Annotated in this window: 10 protein-coding genes; 7 read left to right on the top strand and 3 right to left on the bottom strand. The window is 31.8% G+C overall.

The window, feature by feature from the left end; translation table 11 throughout:
- The first annotated feature begins 9 nt into the window (after positions 1-9).
- On the top strand, positions 10-2,421 hold the full coding sequence (locus AC3E9W_RS12320; protein WP_488768563.1) for an alpha/beta hydrolase family protein: 2,412 nt from the start codon (positions 10-12) through the stop codon (positions 2,419-2,421).
- Between the two features lie 105 nt (positions 2,422-2,526).
- Here the strand turns inward: AC3E9W_RS12320 and AC3E9W_RS12315 are convergent, their stop codons facing one another.
- Positions 2,527-3,477, bottom strand: coding sequence for an ABC transporter ATP-binding protein (locus AC3E9W_RS12315; protein WP_456895730.1), 951 nt, complete (start codon positions 3,475-3,477; stop codon positions 2,527-2,529).
- 220 nt (positions 3,478-3,697) lie between these two features.
- Here AC3E9W_RS12315 and AC3E9W_RS12310 point away from each other — a divergent pair, with 220 nt between their 5' ends.
- The 4 genes from AC3E9W_RS12310 to AC3E9W_RS12295 all read left to right on the top strand — a co-directional run bounded on the left by AC3E9W_RS12310 (position 3,698) and on the right by AC3E9W_RS12295 (position 7,449).
- Positions 3,698-5,338 carry a hypothetical protein gene (locus AC3E9W_RS12310; RefSeq protein WP_488768562.1) on the top strand — a complete coding sequence of 547 codons (1,641 nt, stop codon included), beginning with the start codon at positions 3,698-3,700 and terminating at the stop codon, positions 5,336-5,338.
- Between the two features lie 11 nt (positions 5,339-5,349).
- Positions 5,350-5,814: a hypothetical protein gene (locus AC3E9W_RS12305; RefSeq protein WP_488768561.1), complete on the top strand. Its 465-nt coding sequence runs from the start codon at positions 5,350-5,352 to the stop codon at positions 5,812-5,814.
- A gap of 228 nt (positions 5,815-6,042) precedes the next feature.
- Positions 6,043-6,411 (top strand): hypothetical protein, encoded by a 369-nt coding sequence (locus tag AC3E9W_RS12300; protein WP_488768560.1) that lies wholly within the window; start codon positions 6,043-6,045, stop codon positions 6,409-6,411.
- A 198-nt stretch (positions 6,412-6,609) separates the two neighbouring features.
- The gene (locus AC3E9W_RS12295) at positions 6,610-7,449 is read left to right on the top strand and encodes a thioredoxin family protein (protein ID WP_488768559.1); all 840 of its coding nucleotides are present in this window, start codon (positions 6,610-6,612) and stop codon (positions 7,447-7,449) included.
- A 69-nt stretch (positions 7,450-7,518) separates the two neighbouring features.
- Here AC3E9W_RS12295 and AC3E9W_RS12290 read toward each other — a convergent pair whose 3' ends face one another.
- Both AC3E9W_RS12290 and AC3E9W_RS12285 read right to left on the bottom strand, forming a co-directional pair.
- Positions 7,519-8,214, bottom strand: coding sequence for a YiaD family glycine zipper/OmpA-like lipoprotein (locus AC3E9W_RS12290; RefSeq protein WP_306159340.1), 696 nt, complete (start codon positions 8,212-8,214; stop codon positions 7,519-7,521).
- 20 nt (positions 8,215-8,234) lie between these two features.
- Complete coding sequence (locus AC3E9W_RS12285) at positions 8,235-8,741, bottom strand: lipocalin family protein (protein WP_306159342.1); 507 nt, start codon at positions 8,739-8,741, stop codon at positions 8,235-8,237.
- Between the two features lie 202 nt (positions 8,742-8,943).
- Here AC3E9W_RS12285 and htpG point away from each other — a divergent pair, with 202 nt between their 5' ends.
- On the top strand, positions 8,944-10,827 hold the full coding sequence (htpG, locus tag AC3E9W_RS12280; protein ID WP_306159344.1) for a molecular chaperone HtpG: 1,884 nt from the start codon (positions 8,944-8,946) through the stop codon (positions 10,825-10,827).
- Between the two features lie 163 nt (positions 10,828-10,990).
- Complete coding sequence (locus AC3E9W_RS12275; RefSeq protein WP_306159346.1) at positions 10,991-12,256, top strand: patatin-like phospholipase family protein; 1,266 nt, start codon at positions 10,991-10,993, stop codon at positions 12,254-12,256.
- Positions 12,257-12,284 lie beyond the last annotated feature (28 nt).

Below are 12,284 nucleotides of genomic sequence, written 5' to 3'. Positions count from 1 at the left end.
ATTCAAACTATGAAATTAAAGGTTACACTGTTTTTATTTTTAAATATAAGCTTTTTCTCTTTTGCACAAGAGAATCTAACTTATCAAAAACCTTCAAAATCTATTTTAGATTTGGCAGATTACCAAAGAGCTCCCTCCGTATCTATGGATACAAAAAAAGAAAATATGCTCTTAATGTACCGCAATACTTATAAAACGCTCGACGATTTAAATCAAGACGAGATTCGTTTGGCAGGTTTAAGAATTAATCCCGTTACTAATATTTCGAGTACAGTAACTTATCTAACTAACCTTAAACTGCGAAAAATAAGCGGTAAGGAAGAAATCCAAGTCAAAGGTCTGCCTCATAATCCAAAAATAACAAACATTCTTTGGTCGCCAAATGACAAAAAAATATTATTCTCAAATACTACAAATTCTGGTGTTGAACTTTGGGTTTTAGATGTGGCAACAGCCAGCGCTACAAAACTTACAGAGGCTAGAGTAAATGCCAATCTTGGAAATCCGTTTAGCTGGTTCTTAGACAGTGAAACGATCTTAGTAAAAATGCTTCCTAAAGACAGACAGCCTCTTTTAGATTCTAAAAAAGATCTGCCAACTGGTCCAATTATTTCAAACACTTCGGGAGAAAAATCTCAAAACAGAACGTATCCTGATATGCTGAAAAACAAAAATGATGAAGTCAATTTTGAAAACTGCATCACTTCTGAATTATACAAAGTAAAATTAAACGGTGACGCTTCTTTGTATAAAGCCGCAGCCATGTATTTTGGAGAGAAAATCTCGCCAGACGGCAATTACATTATGCTGACTACAATTCAAAAACCGTTTTCTTATGTAGTGCCTTTATATAGATTTCCGTCTAAAACTATTGTTTACGATTTAAGCGGAAGAGAAATTAAAACGGTAAACGATGCTCCTTTAAACGAAATTATGCCAAAAGGTTTTATGGCTGTTCGAAAAGGAAAAAGAGAAATTGCTTGGAGAAATGACAAACCTGCAACATTGTCTTATGTTGTAGCTTTAGATGAAGGAGATCCTGCAAATAAGGTTGATTTTAGAGATGAGATTTTTCTTTGGGATGCACCTTTTGACAAAGAAGCGACATCTTTAGCAAAAACACCACAGCGTTTTAGTGATATTATTTGGGGGAATGACGATTTAGCTATTCTTTCAGAAGAATGGTACGACACTAGAAACACTAAAACATTTTTGATAAATCCTTCAAACCCGAGTCAGCAGCCGAAACTGATTACAGACAGAAATTCACAAGATGTGTATTCAGATCCTGGAGTTTTCGAAACTAAAAAAAATGCTTACAATAAATATGTTTTAGCAATCGAAAAAAACAATCTTTACAGAATTGGCGAAGGTTATACTAAAACTGGGCAATTCCCTTTTGTGGATGAATTCAATCTGGAAACTTTAAAATCTAAACGCATTTATACGTCTTCTTATAAAGACAAAAAAGAAGATATTTTAGAAATTGAAGATTTTAAAACTGGGAAAATTTTGGTTCAGATTCAATCTAAAACAGAATATCCGAATTACTATTTCAGAAATATCAAAAAACAAAACAGCTTAACACAAGTCACTGATTTCAAAAATCCGTTTGAGAGCATTAAAAATGTAAGCAAAGAAGTTATCAAGTACAAACGTAAAGACGGATTGGAACTTTCAGGAACTTTATACCTTCCTGCTGGTTATGATAAAACGAAAAAAGAAAAATTGCCACTATTGATCTGGGCTTATCCCGCAGAATACAAAGACAGAAACAGTGCTTCGCAATCGACTCAAAATTCTAACGAATTTACATTTCCTTATTATGGATCATTTGTATATTGGGTAACAAAAGGATATGTTGTCTTAGACGATGCCGCATTTCCAATTATTGGAGAGGGAACTACAGAACCAAACGACAACTTTGTTTCGCAATTAGTTGATAATGCCGCGGCGGCGATTGATGCTGTTGACGCTTTAGGCTACATTAATCGCAAAAAAGTGGCTGTTGGCGGACATTCGTATGGAGCATTTATGACGGCTAACTTATTAACGCATTCTAATCTTTTTGCATGCGGAATTGCAAGAAGCGGCGCTTACAACAGAACTCTAACTCCTTTCGGATTTCAATCTGAGCAAAGAAATTACTGGGAAGCTCCAGAAGTCTACAATACCATGTCTCCTTTTATGAATGCAGAAAAAATGAAAACTCCAATGTTATTAGTTCACGGAGAAGCAGATAACAATCCTGGAACTTTTACTTTGCAGACAGAACGTTATTTTCAAGCATTAAAAGGTTTAGGGGCACCGGCAAGAATGGTTATTCTGCCAAAAGAATCGCATAGTTATGTTGCCAAAGAAAACATTCTTCATTTGCTTTGGGAACAAGATCAATTTTTAGAAAAATATCTAAAAAATTAATTTCATTTTATTTTCAAAAGCAAACCCGACAAGTTTCAAAAACCTGTCGGGTTTATTATTTAATGCCAGCAATTATCTTAATTATCTAATTGGCACATTTTCTAATTATAGATAATTCAAAGCCAGAAACACTTCCTGCTCAAGCGGTAAATCTATTTCACTTTCAAAGAAAATTAATTGCCTTTTATAAACAGTTTCAATTAAATAATGGCTTCCTCTAAAATAAGTTCTTCTGATTTTAACCATTAATCGAGACTCTGAAACCATTTTAAACTGATGCGGATATACCAAAGTTTTATGAGTTTCGTCTTGATAATCTAATAATAAATGTGTCGGAATTTCATTTACTTCTCCAAACAATGAAGCCACATATTTTATTTTTGGATCCTCATATATTTTATTCGGATCATCTTTTACTAATACTTCCCCATTTCGCATCACGATTGCCTGATCTGCAAAAGACAAAGCATCTGTACTATCGTGCGTTGCAATAATACAAGTGATTCCTTTTTGTTTTAAATAACGGAACAAATTGCGTCGAAGTGCATTTTTTCTAAAAGCATCAATTTGGCTGAAAGGTTCATCTAATAAAATCACTTCTGGTTCTAAAGCCAAAACTCTTACCAAAGCCACTCTCTGCTGCTGTCCTCCACTCAAGAATTTAGTTTTAACATTAGAAAACTGATCCATTTCTACCATTTCTAATAATTCCTGAACACGCAGCTTTTTCATGTTTGCAAAACCATTTGACAGAAACTTACCTACATTCTCTGCAACGGTTTCATAAGGAGACAAATCAAAATCTTGCGCCAAATATTTCATATAAGGCATTCCGGGAATCAAATTAAACTTTGGTCCCAAAACTGGCTTGTTCTCATAAAAAATCTTTCCTTCGTCCAGATCGTAAAGTCCATATATAAGCTTCAGTAGCGTACTTTTTCCGCAGCCACTCTCACCAATAATCGCAATATTCTGGCCTTTTTCAATAGAAAAAGAGATGTTTTTTATAACTGGGGTTTCGGTGTACGTAAAAGATATATTTTGTATGTCGAGCATGTGTTGTAATATGAAACGTCAAATTTACGATGTTTAATTTCTAAAGTCAAAAAATAAAATTAATTTATCTAATCATATTGAATCAAAAAACTATATAGCATGAAATTTTATAACATCTAATTATTGCAACATTTTAAACACAAAAGAAAAAAAGATTTTTATTTTTTTTATAGTCTTTTTTTTACATATATTAGCTTTTTTTACAAAACTGATCAAAAGAATGAAAAACCTAAAATTTTATTTATTACTCATCCTAGTAATTTTTAATTCCTGCGTAACTAATAATGAGACTGACAATCAAGACAACATTAAAACCGGAACTTCGATTGCAAAAGCAAATATTGAAGAATTACTTTCTAAACTAAAAAACAGAGATAATGAATTAGCCGAATTCATTACTGATAATCCTTTCTCTAATTTCAAGACAAATGCAGGGAAGACAGATTATTATTTAGATCTTGAAAACATTTATGTTGTAAAAAATGATAAAAATGAGGCAGGCTATATTATACCTTTATACATAAAATCTGATATCAGCTCTCCATTTCTATATTCCCTATCTATAGAAATTACCGATACAAACATAGATGTTAAATTAGTTACAAAAGAACCGACAGATAATGACACCTTTAATTATTATGGTTCTTCTTTTAGCGCCCATAAAAAAAACTCACAAACAGCAAAAACTACACAGATTGATTGTTACTGCACCAAAGTTATCACCGACTGTACATGCCATAGTGTTCATGCTGCCTCTGGATGCGACCATCCGAGCGTTACAGTCAGCTGCAATTGTTCTGGAAGTTCTGGTTCTGGTCCTGGTCCTGAGAATGCCACTAAAACTTCATGGACCAGTAGTGGTGGAGCACCTACAACTTACACTGCAACCGGAGATGGGGTATATCTAGCCTTAAGAAAAATTTTTAGACCTGAATATGAATTATCTCCATTGCAAAAATATGCTATTGTAAATAATGTTCAATACAGTTCGATGCTAATAGATTTCTTAAACCAAGAAGGTAAAACTCCTGCAAATAAAGCTTTTGTCAGCCTGATGATTTATGCTATAGAAGATGCTCAATTTAGCACTATAAAACAACTTAGCAATTCACTACAAAATTTTATATACTCTCAAAAATCACCACTAGATGTAGATTTAAGCCACATTTTAAATAATTTAAATTTACCTGAGAATCAAAAATTTAACACTATATATAAAGCTTTAACAGATTCTCCTGAATTTAAAAAATTATTTTTGGACATATTTGTTGATAATAAGAAATTTAATGTCAGGTTTGAAATTAATGATCATGTATATGAAAATAATGATTCTTCAAAAAAAGAGGTTCATGCTACTACAACTCAGGATCCTATAACGAAAGTGATTACAATAAAAGTAAGTAAACAAATATTGATTGCGGGAACCGCAATGAGCCAAACAAATTTAGAAAATGCTAAAACCATTTTACACGAATGTATACATGCCTATCTTTTTGTAAAAGCAAATAATCCTAGTGCTGGCGCAGATTTTGTAAATATTCTAAACACAATGTATCCCACTGTTAATGAACAACATGATTTTATGTATAATAAAATGATTCCTACTATGCAAAAGGTATTATCTGAAATTAGAGATTTGATAACCACTGACGCTGGAAGAACAGGAGTATCTGATATAAAAATATATACAAAAAAAGATCTCTCTGCATTTGAAATTTGGAACTGGAATAACTATTATAGGTTTATTAGTGTAAACGGTTTAGAAGAATCCAATTGCTTTAAAGAAGATTTTCCACAAGATTCTAACGAATTATATTTTCTAAGTAACTATATTATTACAGGTAAAACGTGGCTCAAATAAAATTTAAAATTATGAAAAACCTATTATATATATTAGCAATATTTCTATCTCAAACAATCTATAGTCAAGATTATGATTATTTAAAGGAACTTGATACAATATATATAAAATTCAAAGAAGGTAAAAACGAGAAAAAATTCGATATTGAAACTCGAATTACACCAAATAATTTTGTTGAAAAAGCTTTTCAATTTTATATAAAAAATAATACTATAAACTTAAATTTTGAACATGCAAAATATAAAAACATTGAGAAAAAAAATTCAAATATTATTTCTGAACAAAAGAAAATAAATAAAACATTTTTTCGGGAAAAGAAAAAACAAATAATTTCAATCTCATCATTAAAGCATTATACATATGAACAAATTGCTTGTAATATTTTTTCTCAATTAAAAGTAATTTATATAGTTGATTATACTGAAAAAAAAATTTACGAAGTAAATTCAATGAACTATTGTCCAAATATAGAATGAAGTAAAAAGTCAAAACTTTTATAATTTAAATGACATTAATCCGGCTATTATTTCTCTAACCTCAACTCCTTAGAATTGGGATAAATATTACAAATATCTATCTTTAAATCGTTTAGAAGAAGCTAATTGCCTCAAAGTAGATTTTCCTGTAGGTTCAGATAAATGGAATTTATTAGCAAACTATGTAAAATATGGTCATGACGATTTACAACACTAAATTTGATTATTATGAGATATATAAAAATACTTTTCTTTATATTTTTAACAAATAATATATATTCACAGAACTATGAATATTTAAAAAAGCTAGATACTATATACATCTCTTTTAAAAAAGGAAAGCACAATACGAAAATTGAATATCCTCAAGAAAAAAACGGCTTCAATAATAAAGGATATTTTTTCAATGTTAAGAAAAAAAAACTTCAAACTTTCCGCTTTGAAATTGACAAGAATAGAACATCAGATAATACCGTTGTTAATGAATCATTTTTAAGAAAACATAAAAGAAAAACAATTAAAATAAATGCGCTAGATAAGTTTGATTATCAAGATGTTTCTTGTGAAATTTTTAATCCGCTAAAACAATCTATATAATTGATTATTCAGAAAAGAAAAATAAAAATGTAATGCTTTACAGAGTGATATCTATTAATTTATGTTATACTAAGGAATAGAAAAAAATATGAAGTAAATTCAATGAACTATTGTCCAAATATAGAATGAAGTAAAAGTCAAGACCTTTATAATTTAAATGACATTAATCTGACCATCATCTCGAATTAATAATTTGCCATGAAAAAAATTTCATCATTAATATTATTGTTTTTTATATCAAATACAATTGAAGCCGCTTGGTTTACTTCTATGGAAGAAGCACAAAAGGCAGCTTTAGCCACAAACAAACTGATACTATTAGATTTTACTGCAAAATGGTGTGGGCCTTGCAAGCAAATGGATTTGAATGCTTGGAATGATGTACAGATTCAAACCATTCTTGAGGATTTTGTGACCTTAAAGATCGACGTTGATTTACATTATGATGTTGCGGTTAAATATCAAATTAGTCGACTTCCTAGCATGTTTATTATTGACCCAAACGGAAAAATAATTCATCAATTTGCAGGTTATCAAACTGCTTCTGATTTAAAAGTAGAGTTAGCACAATATCGTTTAACTACTGAATATTTAGCTACTGAATTAATAGGTTATTATCAAGCTCAAAAATATAACACAGCGATTCGAATGGCCCAGAAATACTACAATTATTCTTTATTGGTAAATAACAACATTAAAGGAAGAATGATTCGTGTTGCTGGTGAATATTTAAAAGATGCTAAAAATGCACTAAAAAAGCAAGACGAAGACTATCTTCAACAAAAACAAAAATTAGAACTTTTAAATTTATATGAATTGGCTTATTATTTTGATTTTGAAAAACTACATAAAAAGATTTCAGAAATAAAACCAGAAAAAATAAATGAACCAAATGAATATCAATACTGGTTCCTGAAATATTTAGCGACAAAAGGAAACAACCAAGATTTTACTGAAATAGAATCATTCTTAAAAGATAAAGAACTCTCAAACGTTATTGATAACGGAAATCAACTTTATTCTTTCTACAAAAAATAATAATCTAAAGTCAAAAAAAAGCTGCTTCAATTATGAAACAGCTTTTTTTATATTTTATTTTATCTGAAATTATTTTCCAGCTTCTGCTTTTGCGTCATTTACCATTTTGTCGTTTGCAGTAATTGAGAATTCAACACGACGGTTTTGCGCTCTACCTTCTGGCGTATCATTTGTTGCAATTGGATCTGCAATTCCTAAACCTGAAGTTTTGAAACGGCTAGATTTTAATCCTTTTGAAACTAAATAAGCTTGCACAGAAGCAGCTCTTTGTCCTGAAAGTGTTAAGTTATATTCTGGTTTTCCAGTATTGTCTGTGTAACCAAAAATTTGAATATCTGTATCTCCATACTCATTAAATACAGGAACTAATTTATCTAAATTAGCTTTTGCTTGAGAAGTCAAAGTTGACTTATTAGTATCAAAACGCACTGCATTTTCATTTAATGTCAAGTGAATTCCTTCTCCAACTCTTTCTACAGACGCACCTGGTAAAGCTTGATCAATTTCACGAGCTTGTTTATCCATTTTGTTTCCGATCAAAGCTCCTGTACCACCACCAACTGCAGCTCCAATTGCAGCTCCTAAAGCAGCGTTTCCTCCTCGTCCGATATTGTTTCCTAAAACGGCACCAATAACACCACCTGCAACAGCACCAATTCCGGCTCCTTTTTGCGTATTATTTGCGTTTTTTACTGAATCACAACTAGTAAAAAAACTAGCTATAACCATTAAACTGCTTAAACCTAAAACCGTTATCTTTCTCATTTTTTTATCTCTTTAAAATATTAATTAGCTCTTTGAAATTGGTAAACCACATCTTTTACCTGACCTCCAACATTGATATTATCAATTAATTGAAATGAAGATTCTGTAACACTGCCTACTTTAAGCAAATAACCATCTCTTACTTTCTTAGCTTTTTCTCCAGCATCCAAAATTTTAAGTATAAACATCCCTTGATCGTTTATACTCCATACAATTGGAGAAGAGAAAGAGGTACAGCTTGGCGATGTCAAAGCCATTGTTCCTTTGTTATTGTTTGAAATAAAGCTCCAAGTACTACCAATAAAGCATTTTGAATCAGCTAAATCAAAAGAATTTACTTTGATATAATCAGAACCCGGGTAAGAAACATTAGTAAGAACCCAGTTTCCTTTAAAAGCTACTTGAGTTTTTCTATCAAGCTTATTTGATAGTGTCGTTGCTTCAGAAGACGAAGCTGCTGTTGACGAAGCTGATTTACACGCAAAAAACATAGCGGCAATCAAGCATATAAAAATACTCTTCTTCATTTTGTACAATTTTTTTAGATTAATACTTGCCTTTTTAACAATTATTGTACCACAAATATACGATTCGTCGGGATATTATCCGTTTTAGAATCTATTTATTTTCTTTCAAAATTAACATTTCCGCCATTTTGTCATCCAAAAAACAATTGGTATTCTATTTGAATAAGTGAAAATCATCAAACTAAATCAAAAATTAAAAAATATGGCAACAGGTAAAATTAATGTTTCAGTAGAAAACATTTTTCCCTTAATTAAAAAGTTCTTATACAGCGACCACGAAATTTTCTTGCGCGAGCTTGTTTCTAATGGTACTGATGCTACTTTAAAATTAAAACATCTTATCAGTATTGGCGAGGCTAAAGTAGAATACGGAAACCCAATTATTGAGGTGAAAGTGGACAAAGAAGGCAAAAAAATCCACATCATCGATCAAGGTTTGGGTATGACTGCTGATGAAGTTGAAAAATACATCAACCAAGTAGCATTTTCTGGTGCTGAGGAATTTTTGGACAAATACAAAGATTCTGCAAAAGATTCTGGTATTATCGGACATTTTGGTCTTGGTTTCTACTCTGCTTTTATGGTAGCTGAGAAAGTTGAAATCATCACAAAATCATACAAAGATGAGCCAGCTGCACATTGGACATGCGACGGAAGTCCAGAATTCACTTTGGAGCCTGCTGACAAAACTTCACGCGGAACTGAAATTATTCTTCACATTGCAGAAGATTCTCTTGAGTTCTTAGACGATTCTAAAATCAGCGGTTTATTGAATAAGTATAACAAGTTTATGCCTATTCCGATTAAATTTGGAACAAGAACAGAAACACTTCCAAAACCAGAAGACGCTCCAGAAGATTATGTTAATGAAACTGTTGAAACTGACAACATCATCAACAACCCTAATCCAGCTTGGACTAAACAGCCTTCTGAATTATCTGATGAAGATTACAAAAACTTCTACAGAGAATTGTATCCAATGCAATTTGAAGAGCCGTTATTCAACATTCATTTAAATGTAGATTATCCGTTTAACTTAACTGGTATTTTGTATTTCCCAAAATTGGGTTCAGACATGCAGATCCAGAAAGATAAAATTCAGTTGTACCAAAACCAAGTTTACGTTACTGATAACGTAGAAGGAATTGTACCTGAATTCTTGACAATGTTAAAAGGTGTAATCGATTCTCCAGATATTCCGTTAAACGTTTCTCGTTCTGGTTTACAGGCAGATGGAGCAGTTAAGAAAATCTCAAACTATATTACTCGTAAAGTAGCAGATAAATTAAAAGCTTTATTTAACGAAAACCGTGCTGATTTTGAAGCAAAATGGAACGATATTAAAATCGTTTTAGAGTACGGAATGCTTTCTGAAGATAAATTCTACGAAAAAGCGGGCGCATTTGTTTTATACCCAACTGTAGATGACAAATACTATACTTTAGAAGAATTAAAAGAAAACTTAAAAGAAAACCAAACTGACAAAGACGGTAAATTAGTTGTTCTTTATGCTGGAAACAAAGACGCACAGCACTCTTATATTGAATCAGCAAAAGAGAAAGGTTACGAAGTATTGCTTTTAGATTCTCCGATTATCTCGCATTTAATTCAGAAAATCGAAAATGATAACAGCGACCTAACTTTTGTACGTGTTGACTCTGATCATATTGACAACTTAATCAAAAAAGAAGAAAATGCTATTTCTAAATTATCTGAGGACGAAAAAGCAGCTTTAAAAACTTCTTTGGAAGCTTATATTCCAAAAGCATACTCTGTTCAATTGGAAGCTATGGATTCTCAGGCTGCTCCATTCATTATTACGCAACCAGAATTTATGCGTAGAATGAAAGAAATGAGCCAGACTGGCGGCGGCGGAATGTTCGGAATGGGCAATATGCCAGAAATGTACAACTTGGTTGTTAATACTAATTCTGATTTGGCTTCAAGCATTTTAAATACTGAAGACAAAACACATCAAGAGCATTTGGTAAAACAAGCTTTAGATTTAGCTAAATTATCTCAAAACCTTTTGAAAGGTGAAGCGCTTACCGCTTTCGTAAAAAGAAGTTTTGAAATGATTAAATAAGCATTCTAAAATAATTTTTTAAAATCCTGCAAATTAAGTTTTGCAGGATTTTTTTTGCCCTAAAATTACCCGTTAAAAAAGGGTCATTCTCCCCTTTTCTCAAAAAAATCATTTCTATAATTTTGATTACCAACAAATTAAATAAATCTAAATTCTAGAAATCATGGATAAAAGAAAGTTTACAGAAAATGGAGAAATTCTAGCAATTATAAAGGATTTGAAAACCCAGATTAAAAACAAAAAATTCTCTGATATCATAGACAACAATAATTACCAATATGTTGATCTTGTACAAGAAGGCGGCGGCGTTCTCGGAATTGCGCTTGTTGGCTATGTTTATGTTTTAGAAAAAATGGGAATTCGTTTTTTAAGCCTTGCCGGAACATCAGCAGGAAGTATTAACACCATGCTGATGGCGGCCGCGGGAACTTGCGATATCGAAAAATCGGAATGGATATTAGATTGCCTTTGCAATAAAAATTTATACGATTTTGTGGATGGCGATCACGATGCCCGCGAATTTATTGATGCCTTGCTGAGTGATGCTGGAAATCTGAAATTAATAATGAAAGGCTGTCAGGTAGTTGATAATTTCAAAGACGATTTAGGATTAAATCCTGGAAATAATTTCCATCAATGGATGACCAATCTGCTTTCGCAAAAAGGAATAAAAAATTATGCCGATTTGAAAGCTTTAAGAGAAAAAGGAATTTCAGATAAAAACAAATTATATCGAGTAAATCGCTTAAATCAAGGTGATAAAGAAGAATATACACGAGTAGATCATTGGAGCCAAATGGCCATAATTACCGCAGATATCACTACTGAAAGCAAAATTATTTTCCCACAAATGATTGATTTGTTTTACTCCAATCCAGATGTTCAGAATCCAGCCGATTTTGTTCGCGCTTCGATGTCAATTCCGTTGTTTTTTACACCTTTTAAAATTAAAAATATTCCAACCGGAGTCGATTGTTGGAACAAATGGAATGACGCTACCTGCCTTAGAACATCTGTTCCGTCAGAAGTGATGTTTATGGACGGCGGCATTATCTCCAATTTTCCGATAGACATTTTTCACGAAAACATGAATGTTCCCGCTTCTCCAACTTTCGGAATTAAACTAGGCTACGATAAAAACGAAATCAATAAAAATGAAAAATTTTCCAATTTAATAAGTTCGTTATTTGACACTGCGCGTTATGGCTACGATTCTGAATTTCTCCAAAAAAATCCAGATTTTAAAAATTTAATCGGATACATCGACACTGGAAGCCACAATTGGCTGAACTTTAATCTGACAGACGATGCAAAAATTGATCTCTTTATAAGAGGCGCCCAAAATGCAGCCGATTTCTTAAACAGGTTTAATTGGGAAGAATATAAAAAAATCAGAAAAGCAAAAAGCAATTACTACAAATCAGTTTAAAGTCATTTCTTAACAGTTTTGCACATAA

It is taken from the genome of Flavobacterium sp. 38, assembly GCF_057799715.1.
This window is presented reverse-complemented; position numbering and strand designations above follow the sequence as displayed.

Excerpts from the sequence above, each read along its gene's own strand:
- AC3E9W_RS12305 (WP_488768561.1), top strand. The coding sequence starts at position 5,350 with ATGAAAAACCTATTATATATATTAGCAATATTTCTATCTCAAACAATC.
- AC3E9W_RS12290 (WP_306159340.1), bottom strand. The coding sequence starts at position 8,214 with ATGAGAAAGATAACGGTTTTAGGTTTAAGCAGTTTAATGGTTATAGCT.
- AC3E9W_RS12315 (WP_456895730.1), bottom strand. The coding sequence starts at position 3,477 with ATGCTCGACATACAAAATATATCTTTTACGTACACCGAAACCCCAGTT.
- AC3E9W_RS12300 (WP_488768560.1), top strand. The coding sequence starts at position 6,043 with ATGAGATATATAAAAATACTTTTCTTTATATTTTTAACAAATAATATA.
- AC3E9W_RS12275 (WP_306159346.1), top strand. The coding sequence starts at position 10,991 with ATGGATAAAAGAAAGTTTACAGAAAATGGAGAAATTCTAGCAATTATA.
- AC3E9W_RS12285 (WP_306159342.1), bottom strand. The coding sequence starts at position 8,741 with ATGAAGAAGAGTATTTTTATATGCTTGATTGCCGCTATGTTTTTTGCG.
- htpG (WP_306159344.1), top strand. The coding sequence starts at position 8,944 with ATGGCAACAGGTAAAATTAATGTTTCAGTAGAAAACATTTTTCCCTTA.
- AC3E9W_RS12310 (WP_488768562.1), top strand. The coding sequence starts at position 3,698 with ATGAAAAACCTAAAATTTTATTTATTACTCATCCTAGTAATTTTTAAT.
- AC3E9W_RS12295 (WP_488768559.1), top strand. The coding sequence starts at position 6,610 with ATGAAAAAAATTTCATCATTAATATTATTGTTTTTTATATCAAATACA.
- AC3E9W_RS12320 (WP_488768563.1), top strand. The coding sequence starts at position 10 with ATGAAATTAAAGGTTACACTGTTTTTATTTTTAAATATAAGCTTTTTC.